Consider the following 18,129-nt stretch of genomic DNA (forward strand, 5'->3'; position numbering starts at 1 on the left):
CAGCCTCGCTGAAGTTCGACAGCTCCCACAGGGATTGGTGGCAGGTCCGGGATTTTGGCCGCGACATGGATCAAGTGTGGGAGCTGGTTGCGATTGCGCTGGGTCAAGACAGCGTGCGTTGCAGCGCCTTTTTCCAGGCGCTGTAGTGCGCCTCCATCGATGCTCCGTTGTCCGGCTCAAACCGCTCGCGCTGGCGCTCCAATTGCGCCAGTGCCTGGTCGTCGGCCCATACTCCCAGCGCCTTGCCCGCCAGATGAGCTGCGCCCAGAGCCGAGACTTCCGGTGACAGGCTGCGCACCACCGGGCATTGCAACAGGTTGGCAAGGAACTGCATCAGCCAGCGATTGCGCGTGACGCCACCGTCGACCCACAACTCCTTCAGTGGGCTGCCGATGTCTTGCGCCATGGCATCAAATACATCGCGGATCTGATAACCGATGGACTCCAGCGCCGCCCGCAGGATATGCGCCCCGCACGTCGCCTCCGTCAGCCCGCAGATCAACCCTCGCGCGTCAGCTTGCCAATGCGGTGCGCCCAGCCCCGATAACGCCGGGACAAAGTACACACCACCGTTATCCGGCAGTTGCGCCGCCTGTTCGGTCAACTGGTCCAGGGACTCCCCCGCCACCAGCCGCGAGGCCCACTGCACGGCCGCGCCAGTGTGGACGATATTGCCCTCCATCGCGTAAGTCGCTGCCACGCCGTCGTGCCAGGCCAGGGTGGTGGACAAGCCGTGGGTCGAGGCCAGCGGCCCGCTCATGGGGGTCATTAACGAAGAACCGGTGCCCAGGGTGGCCTTGACCAGCCCCGGCACAAAACCGCCCTGCCCGTAGAGTGCGGCGTGGGAGTCGCCAATCATCGACATCACCGGGATACCCGCCGGCAGTCGACCAAAGGCTACCGTCTGGGCAAAAAAACCGGCGCTGGCCTGGATCGTCGGCAGTGCCGCCAGCGGGATGGCAAACAAGGCCAGCAGCTCTTCGTCCCAACGGCAGGTGTGCAGGTTGAACAGTTGGGTGCGTGCAGCATTGGAGTAGTCGGTGGCAAATACCTGGCCGCCACTGAGCTTGTACAACAGCCAACTGTCGACGGTACCCAGGCAGATTTCGCCAGTCGCCGCACGGGCATGGCCATTTTCCAGGTGGTCGAGAATCCAGCGCATTTTCCCCGCAGAAAACATCGGGTCCAGCGCCAGCCCGGTCTTCTCCAGGATGCTCGCTTCATGCCCCTGGGCGTGCAACTGCGCGCACAACGGCGTCGAACGCCGGCATTGCCAACTGATGCACGGCGACAGTAACTCACCACTATTGCGATCCCAGGCCACCACCGATTCGCGCTGGTTACTGATAGCCATGGCGGTGATCGGCCGGTCAACCTGGGCCAGGCATTGATCAATCGCCGCCAGGGTACTCTCCCAGATCTGTTGCGGGTCCTGCTCGGAAAAACCGTCCTGGGGATGGCTCAGGCTCAAGGGCCGCGAGCCCCGGGCAATCACCTGCCCCAGCTCGTTGACCAGCACCGCCTTGGCATTGCTGGTGCCCTCGTCAATCGCCAGGATCAGTGGAGTCGTTTCGTTCATGGGCATCACCGCAACCGAGTGGCAGCCGCCACAATCCCAGCCGCGTCGATGCAATGCAAGGCGCGTGTCGGTTCGCGGGCGCCGGCGGCGGCGTACTCACCATCCCCAATGCCCAGGCGAATCAATGGCACGCCCAGCCCGGCCTCGGCCAGCACTTCGGCCACCAGGCTGCCGACGCCGCCGTTGATATTGTGTTCTTCCACGCTGATCACCCCACGCGTGCCACTGAGCACATTGAGCAAGACATCGCGCTGCAACGGCCGGATCGAGGACAGGTTGATCACCTGGGCCTCAATCCCCTGCTCGGCCAAACGTGCCGCCGCGTCCACCGCCTCATGCACCACTGACCCCAAGGCGACAATGCTCAGGTCCGCGCCCTGGCGCAACACATCGACCTGCCCCGGTACAAAACGGTATTGCGCACCATGCACATCGGGCAGCGCCTTGCCGTCCAGACGGATATACACCGGGCCCTGGTAACGCAGAGCGTAATCAACAATTTGCCGGCACTCGATGGCGTCGGCCGGAGCAAATATCTGCACATTGCCAAAGCCGCGCATCACCGAAATATCGTCCAGGCTGTGATGGGTGCTGGCCAGCGGGCCGTAGCTGGTGCCGGCATTGAGGCCGAACATCTTTACATTGGCCTGGTTGTAGCAGACATCCACCTTGATCTGCTCATTGGCCCGCGAGATCAGAAATGGCGCCGCATTGCAGGTGGCCGCAATCTTACCTCCCAGCGCCAGCCCGGCAGCGACGCTGACCAGCGACTGCTCGGCAATCCCGACATTGATCACGCGCTCGGGAAAACGCTGCATGAAGGGGCCGATCTTCGCCGTGGAGGTCGAGTCGCTGACCACAGGGACTACATCGAGGCCGGCATCCACCGCCGCCATGAAAGCCTCAACCATGACGCTCGCCAAATGTTCACTCGCCATGACTCAACTCCTCCAGTGCTGCGTTGATTTCATCACCCTTGGGCACGCGGTGGTGCCATTCGGGACGGGCTTCGATAAACGACACGCCCTTGCCCTTGATGGTGTGGGCGATCAGCACCTGCGGCGCGCCATGGCGGGTTTGCATGCGTTCCAGGGAGTCGATCAGTTGCGCCACGTCGTTACCGTCGCACTCGCTGACGCTAAAGCCGAAGGCGGCCCATTTCACGTCCAGCGGGTCCAGCGGCATGATCTCGGCGGTCAGCCCGGCCAGTTGCAGCTTGTTCTTGTCGACGATCACAAACAGGTTGTCGAGGCCATACTTGGCCGCCGCCATCGCCGCTTCCCAGTTCGAACCTTCGGCCAGCTCACCGTCGCCGGTCAGCACATAGATGCGCTTTGGGCTGCCGGACATTTTCGCCGCCAGCGCCAGGCCCACAGCCACGGGCAAGCCATGGCCGAGGGCGCCGGTATTGAGTTCGATGCCTGGGGTTTTCTGGCGCACAGGGTGGCCCGGCAGGTGGGAGTTGAAATGCTGATAGGTCCCCAGCCATTGCTCTGGAATGTAGCCAGCCTGGGCCAGGCAGCAATACAAGCCACCGACGCCGTGGCCTTTGCTCTGGATGTAGATATCGCGCTCGGGATCTTCAGTACGCTCCGGGCCTGCGTTGAGGATGCGAAAGTACAAGGTGGCAAGGATGTCGGTTTCCGAGAGATCGGCACCGGTATGGCCGCCCGCTGGCGAGTCGGCGTTCAGGCGGATGATATTGCGCCGGATCAGGCGAGCCTGTTCCTTTATTTGCAGGGCGTCGTACTGGAAGGCATTCATGCAGCGGCTCCTGTGGGGCTGACCACGCGAGGTGAAAGTGTCCAAGGCTGCCTTTTGAATATTTATTCAGCCATGACAATATATTTCTATTTAGGCGCCGTTCACGCGTCGGGTCAAGGGGCCGACTGGCTGAAAATCAAATAAATCGCTAAAAAAACCCTCGGACAGACGGTGAAAACCCCGCTGCAATCGCTCTGGTTCAAGGCTTACAGGGAGGTCTTGGCAGGTTGTACAAGCCCTCGAAGAAAATTAAAGCGCTTGACTTTACCCCCGTGGCACCGGAATCTGAATTAACAGTCAGGCATGCATATATATTCAGATAGCCATGACGACCTCCAAAAAAAATAAATCAGGAGAACCACGTGGACGCCAAAGCCTCGGTCCATCAGGCTGACCTCAAGCCCACCCGCCGCCCTCGGCTGGTCAAACTACTGCCCAGTAATATCGGCGGCCCGCTGATTGGCCTGGCCTTGCTGGTGCTGGTTTTCTCCTTCAGTTCCGAATTCTTCTTCTCCTTGCGCAATGGCCTGAACATTCTTGATCAGGTTACGGTGTTGGGCATCCTCGCCATTGGCATGACCGCCGTGATCGTCATCGGCGGTATCGACCTCTCGGTGGGTTCGGTACTGGCGTTCTCGATGATGATGCTCGGCTGGTTGTATCAGGATCAGGCCGTGCCGCTGGGCTTTGCCATCCCGATCTCGATTGCCACGGGCATGCTCGCCGGGCTGGTGTCCGGCGCATTGATCACCTACGCCAAGCTACCGCCATTCATTGCCACGCTGACCATGATGTCGGTGGCTCGCGGGCTGGCCAACATCCTCACGCAAGGGCGGCAGATCGTCGGCTACCCGGAATGGTTTACCAACCTGGCGACCGTGCGCCATTTCGGCTTCCTCTCGGCCACCGTCGGGTTGTTCCTGGTGATGCTGGTAGTGGCCTGGGTGTTCCTGCGCTTTCGCGCCGGGGGCCGTAACCTCTATGCGATTGGCGGCAGCCCGGAAGTCGCGCGCCTGTCGGGGATCAAGGTGCGGGCGATTACCTTGTGGGTGTACGCCGTCAGCGGCGCCTTGGCCGGGATCGCCGCCGTGACCATGGCCGCCCGCCTCGACTCCTCGCAACCCAGCGCCGGCCTGACCCTGGAACTGGACGCCATCGCCGCCGTGGTGATTGGCGGAGCCAGCCTCAGCGGCGGCGTCGGCAGTGTCGGTGGCACCCTGGTGGGTGTGCTGATCATCGGCGTGCTGCGCAACGGCCTCAACCTGCTGGGGGTTTCCCCGTTCATTCAACAAGTGGTGATTGGTGTGGTGATTGCGCTGGCCGTGACCATCGACACCCTGCGCCGCCGTTCCAGTACCGCCCGTTAAACCTGTCCGCCAGTTGACACCCTCCAACAATAAAACCAGGAGTCACCGACATGTTCATCACCAAGAAACTGCTGCTTGCCACTGCCTTTGCCGCCGCGACACTGGGCAGCGTCGGCACCACCTGGGCCAAGGACCTGACCATCGGCCTGGCCGTGGCCAATCTGCAAGCCGACTTCTTCAACCAGATCAAACAATCGGTGGAAGCCGAGGGCAAGGCCAAGGGGATCAAGGTGATCACCGTCGATGCCCAGGGCAACTCCTCGACCCAGGTCAGCCAGATTGAAGACCTGATCACCCGCCAGATCGACGTGCTCATCTACATCCCCGCCGGTGCCACGGCTGCCGGTGTGCCGGTCAAAGCCGCCAAGGCTGCGGGTATCCCGGTGATCGCCGTGGACCGCAATGCACCTGACGCACCGGGCGATACCTTTATTGCCAGCGACAGCGTGGCCGGGGCCAAGGCGCTCGCCGAGTACGTGGGCAAAGTCACCGAGGGCAAGGGCCGCATTGCGATCCTCCAGGGCCAGTTGGGTACGACCCCGGAAAACGATCGGGCCAAGGGTTTTGCCGAAGGTCTCAAAGCGTTCCCCGAACTCACAGTGGTCGCCGAACAGCCGGCCGAATGGGCCCAGGACAAAGGCTTCGCCGTGGCCCAGGACCTGCTCCAGCGCGACCCGAACATCACCGTATTCTTCGGGCGGGCCGATGCCATGGCACTGGGCGCCGCGCAGGCGGTAAAAGTCGGCAATCTCGACCATAAGGTGGTCGTGGTGGGGTTTGACGGCGATGTCGCCGGTCTCAAGGCCGTGCAAAACGGTGTACTCAACGCAACCATGACCCAACAGACGCAAAAAATGGGACGCCTGGCCGTGGCCTCGGCGATCGACCTCAAGGCCGGCAAGGCGGTGCCCAAGGAGCAACTGCTGGAAACCGTGTTGACCACCAAGGACAACGTCGCGCCTTTCCTGCAACAACACCCTTGAGCCCTGGAGTTCGCCATGCAAGCCGCACTGGATAACCGTCATCCCCAACCGGACGCCGTACTGTGCCTGCGCGATATCGGCAAGGCCTACGGTCCGGTGCAGGTGCTGTCGCAGATCAATGTCGATATCCGTCCCGGCGAAGTGCTGGCCTTGCTGGGCGAGAACGGCGCCGGCAAGTCCACCTTGTCGTCGATCATTGCCGGTGTGGTGCAACCCGATGCTGGCGGCTCGATGACCTGGCAGGGCCAGCCCTATGCGCCCGCCTCCCCCGGCGCGGCGCTGGGGGTTGGCATCGGCCTGATCCACCAGGAAATCCGCCTGCTGGCGCAACTGTCGATTGCCGAGAATATCTTTGTCGGCCGCCTGCCCATGCGTTTTGGTCGGGTGGACCGTGAATACATCGAAGCCCAGGCGCAGATTCAGTTGCAACGCCTGGGCCTGAATGTCCCGGCATCCCGCAAGGTCGAAGGCTTGAGCGTCGCCGCCCAGCAACTGGTGGAGATCGCCAAGGCCCTGACCCTCAAGGCGCGGCTGCTGATCCTCGATGAACCAACGGCGGCCCTAGGCGGTGAGGAAACCGAGTTGCTGTTCCAGCAGGTCGAACGGCTCAAGGCCGAAGGCGTTTCGTTCATTTACATCAGCCATCGCCTGGAAGAAATCGCACGCATCGCCGACCGCATCCTGGTGCTGCGCGATGGCCGGCAGATTGCCTTGCACGCCAGCGCCCAGGTGCCGGTGCGCGAGCTGGTCGAGCAAATGGTCGGGCGCAGCCTGGAGCGGATCTTCCCGACCCTGCATGCGCCAAAGGAACACGTGATGTTGCAGGTCAAGGACCTCAGTTGCCGCGAGTTCGCCTTGCACGGTATTGATTTCAGCGTGCGGGCCGGTGAGGTGTTCGGGATCGCCGGGGTGGTTGGCGCCGGGCGTACCGAGCTGGTGCGCGCTATCGCCGGCGCCGCCGAAGATATCCAGGGCCACTTGCAACTGGACGGCCAGGTTCGCCGCCTGCGCACCCCCTGCGAAGCGATCCAGGCCGGCGTGGTATTGGTACCCGAAGATCGCAAGCAGCAAGGGGTGGTGGTCGAGCATCGCATCGAGGACAACCTGGTGTATGGCAATACCGACCTGCTGGATAAAAGCGGTTGGGTCATCCCCAGTCGCCTGCGCGAATTTGCCCAGACGGCAGTAGCGCGCCTCGGCGTCAAAGGTGCGCCGCAGCAGCGGATTTCCAGCCTGTCGGGCGGCAACCAGCAGAAAGTGATCATCGCCAAATGGCTGGCGCGCAACCCCAAGGTGTTCATTCTCGATGAGCCGACCCGTGGCATCGACGTCGGCGCGCGGGCGGCGATCTATGAAGTCATCGCGGACCTGGCGGCCAAGGGCATGGCGGTGATTGTGGTCAGTTCCGACCTGGATGAAGTGCTGGGCTTGTCCCATCGAGTGATGGTGATGAGCCGCGGGCGGCAGATGGGGATATTGGCGCGTGGTGAAGCAACCCCCGTCTCGGTGATGGAGATGGCCACCGCCTGAACAACGCTGCCCCTTGTAGGAGCTGGCTTGCCAGCTCCCACATTTTGATCTCCATTGTTCTCACAAATACACACTGACTCGGAGTCCCCCCCATGCAACTGTTCAGTCTCAAAGGCCAAGTTGCCTTCGTCACCGGTGCCGGCAGTGGCATCGGCCAGGCCATCGCGGTCGGCCTGGCTGAAGCCGGTGCCGATGTGGCCTGTTTCGACCTGCCCGGCAGCCCCGGTATGCGCAGCACCATCGAACGCATCGAGGCCCTTGGCCGTCGCGGCCTGGCCCTGGCTGGCACGGTCACCCGCCGTGATGAGCTGGACGCCGCTGTCGCCCGCACCGAGAAAGCCCTCGGCGAGTTGAGTGTGGCCGTCAACTGTGCCGGCATTGCCAATGCCCAGGCGGCCGAAGACCTGGAGCTGGAACGCTGGAAAACCACCCTGGATATCAACCTCACGGGGATCTTCCTCAGTTGCCAGGCCCAGGCCGCCGTGATGCTGCCACGAGGCAAGGGTGCCATCGTCAATATCGCCTCGATGTCCGGCAGCATCGTCAACCGCGGCCTGCTGCAAGCCCACTACAACACCTCCAAGGCCGGGGTGATTCACCTGAGCAAAAGCCTGGCGATGGAATGGGCCGACAAGGGCCTGCGGGTCAACTGCATCAGCCCCGGCTACACCGCCACGCCGATGAATTCGCGCCCTGAGGTCGCCGACCAGGTGAAGATTTTCGAACAGACCACCCCCATGGGCCGCATGGCCAGCGTGGAAGAAATGGTCGGCCCGGCGATTTTCCTGGTCAGCCAGGCATCGTCTTTCTGCACCGGTGTCGACCTGTTGGTCGATGGCGGTTTTGTCTGCTGGTAAGCCTTTGAAAAACAACCGTGGAGCCCGTGACATGTCGCAACGATTCAGCGGTAAAACCATCGTGATCACCGGCGCCTGCCGTGGCATCGGCGCCGGCATTGCCGAGCGCTTTGCCCAGGAAGGCGCCAACCTGGTGCTGGCCTCCAATGACCTGGAGCGCGTGACCTTCACCGCCGAGCAACTGGCCCGCGAATACACGGTCGAGGCCCTGGCAATGGCCATCGATGTCACCTGCGAAAGCGATATCGAAAAGCTCTATCACGATGCCCATGCACGCTTTGGCAGCATCGACGTGTCAGTGCAGAACGCCGGCATCATCACCATCGACCACTACGACAAAATGCCCCGCAACGATTTCGACAAGGTGCTGCAAGTCAACACCACCGGGGTCTGGCTGGGTTGCCGGGAAGCGGCCAAGTACATGGTCAAGCAAGGCAGCGGGCGGTTGATCAACACCTCTTCCGGCCAGGGCCGCCAGGGTTTTATCTACACCCCGCACTACGCCGCGAGCAAAATGGGGGTGATCGGCATCACCCAAAGCCTGGCGCTGGAACTGGCGCGGCACAACATTACGGTCAACGCGTTCTGCCCTGGCATCATCGAAAGCGAGATGTGGGACTACAACGACCGCGTGTGGGGCGAAATCCTCAGCACCGACGAAAAGCGCTACGCCAAGGGCGAGTTGATGGCCGAATGGGTCAAGAACATCCCGTTGCGCCGCGCCGGCAAGCCTTCGGACGTCGCCGGCCTGGTGGCCTTCCTGGCCTCGGATGACGCCGCTTACCTGACCGGCCAGGCAATCAATATCGACGGTGGGCTGATCATGTCGTAACGAGCGGCGCCGGTTTGGTATCCTCACCGGCATTGTTGTTGTGCCCCTCACGATAAGGAACCTGAGGCCTTCATGAGCCAGATCGAAGAACAGCGCCTGATCACCAAGATCGCCAGCCTCTATTACGAGGAAGGGCTCAAGCAATCCGAGATTTCCGAACAGCTCGACTTGTCCCAGTCCTTTATCAGCCGCGCCCTGCGCCGGGCGCTGCAGGAAGGCGTGGTAAAAATCAGCGTAATGCGCCTGCAAGGCCTGCACCTGGAGCTGGAAAGCCAGTTGCAGCGCCGCTATGGCGTGCGCCGGGTAATCGTGGTCGAAGCCACGGAACCGGGCAACGATGAGAGCATCAAGCAAGCCATCGGCTCGGCCGCCGCACACTACCTGGAAACCAGCCTGTCGCCCCAGGACCATATCGGCATCTCATCGTGGAGCAGCACCATCCGTGCCATGGTTGGCCATCTGCATGTGCAGCCCGGCAAGCAAGGCGCCGAGGAAGTGGTGCAACTGCTCGGCGGCGTCGGCAACAAAGGCGCGTTCGAGGCCACCCTGCTGACCCAGCGCCTGGCCACCCTGCTCAACTGCCCGGCGTTCCTGCTGCCCTCGCAAAGCATCGAGCAATCGGTGGAGAGCAAGCAGCGCATCATCGAGATGGAAGAGGTCAAGGAAGTCCTCAACCGCTTCGACAGCATCACCCTGGCGATTGTCGGCATCGGTGACCTGGAACCCTCGCAACTGCTGCGCAACAGCGGCAACTACTACACCGAAGACATGCTGCGCCTGCTGGCCGAGCGTGGCGCAGTGGGCGATATCTGCCTGCGTTACTTCGACGCCGAAGGCCGCCCGGTACTGGAAGAGGATGAAGAATTCGTCGTGTCCGTCGCCCTGCCCAAGTTGCGCGCGATCCAACGCGTGCTGGGCCTGGCAGGCGGGCTGAACAAGGTCCAGGCGATTCGTGGCGCGCTCAAGGGCGGCTATCTGGACGTACTGGTCACCGACCTGGAAACCGCCCAGGCCCTCAACACCTAACCTTTAAGGAGATTGCCCGCCCATGACCTCGAAACTCGAACAACTCAAGCAATTCACGACCGTGGTCTGCGACACCGGCGACCTTGACGCCATCTCCCGCCTACGCCCGGTGGACGCCACCACCAACCCGTCGCTGCTGCTCAAGGCCGCCGCCATCCCGGACTACGCCGACCTGCTGCGCAGCGCCGTCGCCCAGGCCAAGGGTGATGTGGGCCTGGCGTGCGACCAGTTCGCGGTGTCGGTGGGCTGCGGCATTCTCAAGGTGATTCCGGGGCGTATCTCCACCGAAGTCGATGCGCGCCTGTCCTTCGATGAAGAGGCGCTGTGGGCCAAGGCCAACCAATTGATCGCTCTCTACGACCAGGCTGGCGTGGGGCGTGACCGGGTGCTGATCAAGCTGGCCTCGACCTGGGAAGGTATCCGCACTGCCGAGCGCCTGGAAAAAGCCGGGATCCAGACCAACCTGACCCTGCTGTTCTCCTTCGCCCAGGCCCAGGCCTGTGCTGACGCCGGGGTGTTTTTGATTTCGCCGTTCGTGGGTCGCATTTACGATTGGTACCGCAAGAGCACCGGCCTGGACTACACCGGCGCTGAGGACCCAGGCGTGCAGTCGGTGACGCGCATCTACAACTACTACAAGGCCAACGACATCCAGACCGTGGTCATGGGCGCCAGCTTCCGTACCCTGAGCCAGATCGAACAACTGGCCGGCTGCGACCGCCTGACCATCAGCCCCGACCTGCTGCAACAACTGGATGCCGACCAGGGGCCGCTGCAGCGCAAATTGCAGCCGGGCGTAGCCGGTGAGCCGCGTCAGCACCTAAGCGAAGCGCAATTTCGCTGGGCGTCCAATGAAGATGCGATGGCGACCGAAAAACTGGCCGAGGGCATTCGCCAGTTTGCGCGGGATCAGGAGAAGCTGGAGGCCGTGTTGGCAGGGCTATAAACGTCTCCCGGGTATGAGCCGGCTTGCCGGCTCATACCGCAAACGTCGTTTGCCTTATTCGCTTGATCCACCCTGCCCAAACCGATAAATCGACAGGCAATACAGCCCCAACGCCGCCACCGCCAGCAAGCCCCCCGCTGCGCCAATCCAGGCAAAGCCGAAGTGCCCGCCAACCCAACTACCCAGCAACGCCCCGCCCCCAATGCCGATGTTGTAGATCCCGGAGAACATCGCCATCGCCACATCCGTGGCATCCGGCGCCAGCACCAGGACCTTCGATTGCAAGGCCAAGCCAAAGGCCATGATCGCCATGCCCCAGAACACGCTCAACACCACCAGGTACGAGACATCGCCGCTCAGTGGCAAGAGCAGCCCCAGGCACAGCGCCAGCACCGATACGGCCACCAGCAGAAAACGGTAGGGATTGAAACGGTGCAGCACACTGAACAGCAACGAGCCAATGATCCCCGCCCCGCCAAACACCAGCAGCACCAGGGTCACCGCATTGCCTCCCAGGCCAGCGACGCCTTCGACAAAAGGCTCGATGTAGCTGTAGGCAGTGAATTGGGCAGTGACCACCATTGCGGTCAAGATATACAACGCCACCAGCGCCGGGCGCTTGAACAGCATCGGCAGGCTGCGCAGCGAGCCGGAGTTCTGGCTCGGCAACAGCGGCAAGGTGCGCGCCAGCCAGAACACCAGGGCGGCGGCAAAGCCGGCGATCACAATGAATGTGGTGCGCCAGCCCATGGCTTCACCCAGCAGGCGGCCCAAGGGAATCCCCAGGACCATCGCCAACGAGGTGCCTGTGGCCAACAAGCCCAGCGCCTGCACCTGCTTGCCCGGCGGCGCCAGGCGCACTGCCAGGGAGGCGGTGATCGACCAGAACAGCGCATGGGACAAGGCAATGCCGATACGGCTGACCATCAACAAGCCAAAGCTGGTGGCCACGCTGGAAAGGATATGGCTGGCGATAAACATGCCGAACAACACGATCAGCAGCTTGCGCCGCTCAACGTTACGGGTCAGCAACATCACCGGCAGCGACGTCAATGACACCACCCACGCATAAATCGTGAGCATCAGGCCGACCTTGGCGATGGGCATGTCGAAGCTCGCGCCGATGGCGCTGAGCAGGCCGACCGGGACAAATTCCGTGGTGTTGAATACAAAGGCGGCCAACGCCAGGGCGATGACCGGTTGCCAGTTGGCTTGAGGTGTTGCGGCGCAAGTGCTCATCGACGGGTCGTTTTACTCTGTTACGCGCCGATCCTGACGGCCCGATGCCAGCCCTTGAGCGGCGCGCAAAAATAGTAACACGATGGTTCAGGGATCGACTTGCGCCATGATCTCGGGAATGGTTTCCAGGCGGTTGGCATAGCGCTGGGCCAGTACCGCGCAAACCATCAATTGAATCTGATGAAACAGCATCAACGGCAGGATCAACACGCCTATGGTGCTGCCGGCGAACAACACCTGGGCCATCGGCACCCCGGTGGCCAGGCTTTTCTTCGAACCGCAGAACAGGATGGTGATGCGGTCTTCCTGATTAAAACCAAACGCTTTACCCAATAGCGCGGACGCTGCCAGCACCAGCGCCAGCAAGATGCAGCACGCCACCACCAGGCCGCCCAATTCCCATAGCGGGATCTGGTGCCAGATACCTTCGGTAACCGCTTCGCTGAAAGCGCCGTAGACCACCAGCAGGATCGAACCCTGATCGACGAACTTCAGCCAATTTTTATTGCGCCCCACCCACTCGCCGATCCAGCGCCGGGCGATCTGCCCGGCAATGAATGGCAGCAGCAGTTGCACGCTGATCTTGAGAATGGCATCCAGGGTAGAGCCGCCATCACCGTGTACGTTGAGCAGCAGAGTCACCAGCAACGGTGTGAGGAAAATCCCGAACAGGCTGGACGCCGCCGCACTGCAGATCGCCGCCGGGATATTGCCCCGCGCCAGCGAAGTAAAGGCAATCGCCGACTGCACCGTGGCCGGCAACGCACACAAATAGAGCATGCCCATGTACAAGTCTTTGCCGATCATCGGCGCCAACAGCGGCTTGAGCGCCAGACCCAGCAGCGGAAACAGCACGAAGGTCAGGCTGAACACCAGCAGGTGCAAACGCCAGTGCCCGGCCCCGGCGACGATGGCCTGGCGCGACAGTTTGGCGCCATGCAGGAAGAACAACAGCGCGATCGCCAGGTTGGTCACCCAGCCAAAGGCCACAGCGGTCTGGCCGCTGGCTGGCAGCAAGGAGGCGAGAACCACCGTGGCAATCAAGGTCAGGGTGAAATTGTCGGGTAAAAACCGGGGGCGGGTCATGGGCTGTTCTTCCGGGGGTTGCCAGGGCGTTGTGCCGACTCTAACGTAACGACCTATTACCGACTAACGCCAATGAGCCAGTAAATGCCGCCTAAAGGACATGCAAAGGCCGTTCGCCGCACCATCCCCGGGCTCTCCAGCCTGCCGCGCCCGGTGTATGGCCGCACCGAATCCCTGCCCAACCGCGCCCTGACCCGCCGCCATAGCCATCCGTGGGTGCAGTTGTCCTATGCAATCAGCGGGGTGCTGGAGATCCAGACCAGCGCCGGGCGCTTTATCGCTCCGCCGCAACGGGCCGTGTGGATCCCGGCGGGGATGGCGCACCGCGTGTTCAGTTCGCCCCATACCGAAATGCGCAGCTTGTACCTGGACTGTAGCGTGACGACCTGGGCGGCCGAGCGCTGCCAGGTATTGGCGGTGAGCGACCTGTTGCGCGAACTGATCCGGCGTTTCAGCGAACTGCCGGTGGAATATGCCGAGGATGGCCCGGACGGCCGCCTGGCGCAGGTGCTGCTGGACCAATTGGCCGCCGCACCGCAGGTCGACTTGATGCTGCCGCTGCCTGTGGACAGCCGGTTGCGGCAGATCTATCGCAGCTTGAGCCTGCACCCGGAACAGGCGACCACGTTGGGGCAGTGGAGCCAGAAGTTGGGCATCAGCGAGAAAACCTTGAGCCGGTTGTTCTTGAGCGATACCGGCCTGACATTTCGCGCCTGGCGCCAACGGTTGCGATTGCTCGGCGCCCTGCCCGACCTGGAGCGCGGGGAACGGGTGACGGATGTGGCGCTGGGGTGTGGGTATGAGTCGGTTTCGGCGTTTATTGCGGCATTTCGCCAGCAGTTTGATGCGACGCCAGGGGAGTTTTTTCGCTGATCTCTGGCCCGCTCCCACACCTTCAGCGCAACACCGAAGAACTCGCCCGCACCTGCAACTGCGGCGTCAGCATGATCGATTCGACAGCCTCACCCTGGATGCGCTTGAGCAACAGCTCAACCGCATGTCGGCCCATCTCGGCCAACGGCAGGCGCACGCTGGTCAGTGGCACCATCAATTCATTGGCCAGCGGTATGTCGTTGAAACCCACCACGGCAATGTCCTTGCCCGGCATCAAGCCCTTGTCACGTGCGGCCCCCATCAAGCCGATGGCCAGGAAGTCATTGACCGCAAAAAACGCCTGGGGCCGTGGGCTCAGGCCCAACAGATACTCGCCCTGGCGGTGCCCGGTCAGGCTGTCGAAAGGACCATTGAGCGTCCACTCCGGGCGTAGCGTGATGCCTTGCTCGCGGTAATAGCGGGTAAACCCGCGTGTGCGATCAGCTCCGGTCGAGGCATGCCGCTCACCCGCCAGAATGGCCACCTCGCGACAGCCCAACCGGTACAAGTGCTCGGCCGCCAACCAGCCGCCCAGTTCATCGTCACTGCACGCAGCCAGATGCCCGGCAATCTGGCGACTGACTAGCACGTAGGGAATGTGTTTGCGCGTCAGAAGGTCGAGCAGCGGCTGGCTTTCGCCCACATGTGAATCACCGACGATCAGCCCCGCCACCGAGCGGCGCAAGGCGTGTTCGGCACGTGCCATCTGGCGTGTTTGCTGGTCGTCGGTATTGGAGACGAAGGTCAGGTAGCCGGCCTGTTCGGCGGCACTGTCAATGCTGTCATAAATAGTCGCCATCACCAGATCGGTGAGCCTTGGCATGAGCACACAGATTTCCTGGCTTTTGCGCAACTTCAGGCTCGATGCCTGGGTGTTCGGCCGATAGTCCAGCTCTGTGGCCAATGCACGAATACGCGCCACCACGTCGGCCGACGCCGCACGCTCTACCCCCGCCGGGTCGCCATTGAGTACCCGGGACACGGTGGAAACATGCACGCCAAGTGCGGTCGCCATGGACTTCAAGGTGGCTGGGCGAGATGGGCTCGACATGGTTGAGAGGCTTCCAGCAGTCGGTTATTTAGCGCGCAGAGTCTACCCGAACAGGCGTGTCGCAACCGCAGATAAATCTTTGCCCAAACGTTTGACTAAAATTTTCTGCCGCCTTACATTTCGCCAACCCAAACGTTTGGGCAACACAATAAAAATACGCCGGACGCGGCCGACTTTTTGACTTCTGCCATCATTTTGAAGAGTCAGATCCCTATGAATAGCCTTGCTATCCCGTCTTTCCGCTATCAGATTTTCTTCCTGATCATGCTGATGGCCCTGCTCAACTACATTGACCGCGGCGCGATTGCCTATGCGTCGGCGAGCATTCTTCCCGAGTATGGTTTCGACAAAGCCGACTGGGGCAATGTGCTGGGTTACTTCGGTTACGGCTACATTCTTGGGGCACTGGTCGGTGGCATCCTGGCCGACCGCTTTGGTGCCAAGCGCATCTGGCTGATCGCCGGCGCCACGTGGTCGATCTTCGAAATTGCCACGGCCTTTGCCGGCGATTTCGGGCTGGCGTTCCTGGGCGGCTCGGCCATGGCCGGTTTTGCCACGATCCGCGTGATGTTCGGGTTTGCCGAAGGTCCGGCGTACTCGGTGATCAACAAGAGCGTGGCCAACTGGGCCACGCCCAAAGAGCGCGGTTTCGTCGTCTCGGTCGGGCTTTTGAGCACCCCGTTGGGTGCGCTGTTGACCGCGCCCGTGGCTGTGGGCCTGCAAACCCTGACCGGTAGCTGGCGCAGCATGTTTGTGGTGCTGGGTGTGGTCAGTCTGTTGCTGCTGATCTTTTTCATGACCCGCTTCACCAACACCCCGGATGAAAACCCGCGCGTGTCCAAGGCGGAACTCGACTTCCTGCGCAAAGAGCGCGCCGAAGCCGCCAATGCATCAACGCCCACCACCAGCGTGGCGCCGATCTGGCACTTCTTCAAGAACAAGGACCTGCTGCTCAACGCCGTCGGTTACTTCTCGTTTGTATACGTGACCTTCCTGCTGCTGACCTGGACCCCCAAATACCTGCAGGACGAGTTCCACTACAACCTGTCGTCGCTGTGGTACATGGGCATGATCCCCTGGACCGGCGCCTGCTTCACCGTGCTGTTGGGCGGCAAGATTTCGGACCTGCTGCTGCGCCGCACCGGCAACCTGAAAGTCGCCCGCAGTTGGCTGGCCGCGACCTGCCTGCTGCTGACAACCCTGTGTTTCATCATGGTTTCCCAGGCCCAGACCGTCTGGGGTGTGATTGCCCTGATGACGCTGGCCAACGCGCTCAACGCGCTGCCCAACTCCGTCTACTGGGCCGTGGTGATCGACACTGCGCCCTCCAATCGGGTTGGCGCCTACAGCGGCATGACGCATTTCATCGCCAACACCGCTTCGTTCATCGCCCCAATGCTCACTGGCTACCTGACCGTTCGTTACGGCTACTCATCGATGTTCGTAGCCGCCGCCGTGGCCACGGCGCTGGGCATGAGCGCCATGCTGATGGTGCGCCCAGGTGGGCGCCAGCAAGCCCCGTCCTCTATACCCGCCGTTGTTTGATGGAGTTGCTTATATGAGCCTGGTGAAGCCTACCCACACTGGATACTTTTTTGGCCTGTCGATCGTCACGCTGGCCGAGCGCCTGCGTGCCGGCAACGTGACCAGTGTCGAGCTGACGCAAGCCGCCCTGGACAGCATCGAACGCTTGAATCCGCTATTGAATGCGTTCGTCAGCGTCGATGCACCCGTCGCACTGGCCCAGGCGCGCAAGGCCGATGCGCTGTTGGCCCAAGGCCAGGACCTGGGCCCGCTGCACGGCATACCGGTAGCGGTCAAAGACAACATCGACACGTTTGACTATGTCACCACCTATGGCTCAGCGCATTTCGACGGCTTCCAGCCGGACCACGATGCGCTGTGCGTGCAACGCGTACGCGAGGCTGGAGCCGTGATTATCGGCAAGACCTTGACCCACGAGTTCGCCTACGGCCCGACCGGCGACCGCTCGCTGCAAGGGGCTGCACGCAACCCGTGGGATGCCCGTTGCATCACCGGCGGCTCCAGCGCCGGCAGTGCCGCGGCGGTGGCCAGCGGCATGGTGCCGCTGGCGCTGGGTACAGACACCGGCGGTTCGATCCGGATTCCGTCGGCATTGTGCGGCACGGTCGGCTTCAAGCCCTCGTTTGCCTGCGTGCCGGTAGAAGGCGTGTTCCCACTGTCCTCCAGCCTCGACCACGTAGGCCCCATCGCCAACCACGTTGAAGATGCACGCCTGCTGTTCGAAGTGTTGGCAGGCCGCGCTTGTGCGCCGGCTGCCAATGCGCAACCACTGCGGGTGGGCTGGATCACCAGTGGCAGCTTCGGCCCGGTCGACGCCGAGGTGAATCGACAGGTTTATCAGGCGGCGCAGCAGTTGTTCGGCGACGCGCTGCAGGAGACTGACGAACTGCAAACAATGGCGGCCGGCATGAAGGACACCTTGCAGACACTGCAACGTGCCGAAGCCTTTGAGGTGCATGCCGAGCGCATGCGCGATGCGCCGCACATGTTTGACCCTGAGGTACGCGAACGCCTTGAGGTGTCGCGCGAAGTCAAAGGCTGGCAATACATTCGCGCACAGGCCAGCCAGGCGCAGTACAAAGCGGCGATGGCACATTTGTTCGAACGTTATGACTTGCTGGTCTCACCCAGCGTGCCGATTACCGCCACCGAGGTTAATGCGCGCGAAGTCCGGGTAGGCGAACAGGACATTGATGTGCGCGCCGCCGTGCTCAGCCATACCAGTGCCTGGAACCTCATCGGACTGCCCTCGATCAGCCTGCCGGTGGGGCACGTGAGGGGCATGCCGGTGGGGTTGCAGGTGATTGGCGCGGCGGGCGAGGATGATCGCTTGTTGCAGGTGATGAGCAGGCTGTTTGTGCGCGGCTAAGGTTTTTTGGGGGGATCCTGCCCCCTGTGGGAGCGGGCTTGCTCGCGAAGACGTCGGCCCAGCAAACATTGATATTGACTGA

Annotated in this window: 16 protein-coding genes; 10 read left to right on the forward strand and 6 right to left on the reverse strand. The window is 62.1% G+C overall.

Annotated elements, in window-relative coordinates; all coding sequences use genetic code 11:
• Positions 1-103: 103 nt before the first annotated feature.
• From H097_RS16125 to H097_RS16135, 3 genes are read right to left on the reverse strand one after another with little or no spacing between them, the layout of a single operon-like run.
• A complete protein-coding gene (locus tag H097_RS16125; protein ID WP_032860975.1) occupies positions 104-1,579 on the reverse strand; it encodes an FGGY-family carbohydrate kinase in 1,476 nt (491 codons plus the stop codon).
• A gap of 5 nt (positions 1,580-1,584) precedes the next feature.
• Positions 1,585-2,517, reverse strand: a complete 933-nt coding sequence (locus H097_RS16130; protein ID WP_032860976.1) for a transketolase C-terminal domain-containing protein — start codon at positions 2,515-2,517, stop codon at positions 1,585-1,587.
• Positions 2,507-3,343 carry a transketolase gene (locus H097_RS16135; protein WP_032860978.1) on the reverse strand — a complete coding sequence of 279 codons (837 nt, stop codon included), beginning with the start codon at positions 3,341-3,343 and terminating at the stop codon, positions 2,507-2,509. Before H097_RS16135 ends, H097_RS16130 begins: the two co-directional genes overlap by 11 nt.
• Positions 3,344-3,705: 362 nt before the next feature.
• Here H097_RS16135 and H097_RS16140 point away from each other — a divergent pair, with 362 nt between their 5' ends.
• The 7 genes from H097_RS16140 to tal all read left to right on the forward strand — a co-directional run bounded on the left by H097_RS16140 (position 3,706) and on the right by tal (position 10,884).
• The gene (locus tag H097_RS16140; protein ID WP_032860980.1) at positions 3,706-4,710 is read left to right on the forward strand and encodes an ABC transporter permease; all 1,005 of its coding nucleotides are present in this window, start codon (positions 3,706-3,708) and stop codon (positions 4,708-4,710) included.
• Positions 4,711-4,760: 50 nt separating this feature from the next.
• Positions 4,761-5,693, forward strand: a complete 933-nt coding sequence (locus H097_RS16145; RefSeq protein WP_032860982.1) for a sugar ABC transporter substrate-binding protein — start codon at positions 4,761-4,763, stop codon at positions 5,691-5,693.
• A gap of 15 nt (positions 5,694-5,708) precedes the next feature.
• A complete protein-coding gene (locus tag H097_RS16150) occupies positions 5,709-7,223 on the forward strand; it encodes a sugar ABC transporter ATP-binding protein (protein WP_032860984.1) in 1,515 nt (504 codons plus the stop codon).
• Positions 7,224-7,315: 92 nt separating this feature from the next.
• On the forward strand, positions 7,316-8,080 hold the full coding sequence (locus H097_RS16155; protein WP_032860985.1) for an SDR family oxidoreductase: 765 nt from the start codon (positions 7,316-7,318) through the stop codon (positions 8,078-8,080).
• 31 nt (positions 8,081-8,111) lie between these two features.
• Positions 8,112-8,912 (forward strand): glucose 1-dehydrogenase, encoded by an 801-nt coding sequence (locus H097_RS16160; protein WP_032860986.1) that lies wholly within the window; start codon positions 8,112-8,114, stop codon positions 8,910-8,912.
• Positions 8,913-8,984: 72 nt separating this feature from the next.
• Entirely contained in the window at positions 8,985-9,938 is a 954-nt protein-coding gene (locus tag H097_RS16165) for a sugar-binding transcriptional regulator (protein ID WP_032860987.1), read from the forward strand.
• Between the two features lie 22 nt (positions 9,939-9,960).
• The gene (gene tal / locus H097_RS16170) at positions 9,961-10,884 is read left to right on the forward strand and encodes a transaldolase (protein ID WP_032860988.1); all 924 of its coding nucleotides are present in this window, start codon (positions 9,961-9,963) and stop codon (positions 10,882-10,884) included.
• A 54-nt stretch (positions 10,885-10,938) separates the two neighbouring features.
• Here the strand turns inward: tal and H097_RS16175 are convergent, their stop codons facing one another.
• Entirely contained in the window at positions 10,939-12,123 is a 1,185-nt protein-coding gene (locus H097_RS16175) for a sugar transporter (protein ID WP_032860989.1), read from the reverse strand.
• An 87-nt stretch (positions 12,124-12,210) separates the two neighbouring features.
• Complete coding sequence (locus H097_RS16180) at positions 12,211-13,209, reverse strand: bile acid:sodium symporter family protein (RefSeq protein ID WP_032860990.1); 999 nt, start codon at positions 13,207-13,209, stop codon at positions 12,211-12,213.
• A gap of 84 nt (positions 13,210-13,293) precedes the next feature.
• Between H097_RS16180 and H097_RS16185 the strand changes: the two genes are divergently transcribed.
• Positions 13,294-14,082, forward strand: a complete 789-nt coding sequence (locus tag H097_RS16185; protein ID WP_032860992.1) for a helix-turn-helix transcriptional regulator — start codon at positions 13,294-13,296, stop codon at positions 14,080-14,082.
• Between the two features lie 22 nt (positions 14,083-14,104).
• On the opposite strand, the gene H097_RS16190 is transcribed toward H097_RS16185, so the two are convergent.
• Positions 14,105-15,133: a LacI family DNA-binding transcriptional regulator gene (locus H097_RS16190; RefSeq protein ID WP_032860993.1), complete on the reverse strand. Its 1,029-nt coding sequence runs from the start codon at positions 15,131-15,133 to the stop codon at positions 14,105-14,107.
• Positions 15,134-15,346: 213 nt separating this feature from the next.
• Here H097_RS16190 and H097_RS16195 point away from each other — a divergent pair, with 213 nt between their 5' ends.
• Positions 15,347-16,678 carry an MFS transporter gene (locus H097_RS16195; protein ID WP_032860995.1) on the forward strand — a complete coding sequence of 444 codons (1,332 nt, stop codon included), beginning with the start codon at positions 15,347-15,349 and terminating at the stop codon, positions 16,676-16,678.
• A gap of 13 nt (positions 16,679-16,691) precedes the next feature.
• Positions 16,692-18,047: an amidase gene (locus H097_RS16200; RefSeq protein WP_032860996.1), complete on the forward strand. Its 1,356-nt coding sequence runs from the start codon at positions 16,692-16,694 to the stop codon at positions 18,045-18,047.
• Positions 18,048-18,129: the final 82 nt, after the last annotated feature.

The organism is Pseudomonas sp. FH4 (assembly GCF_000510915.2).
Lineage (GTDB): Bacteria > Pseudomonadota > Gammaproteobacteria > Pseudomonadales > Pseudomonadaceae > Aquipseudomonas > Aquipseudomonas brenneri.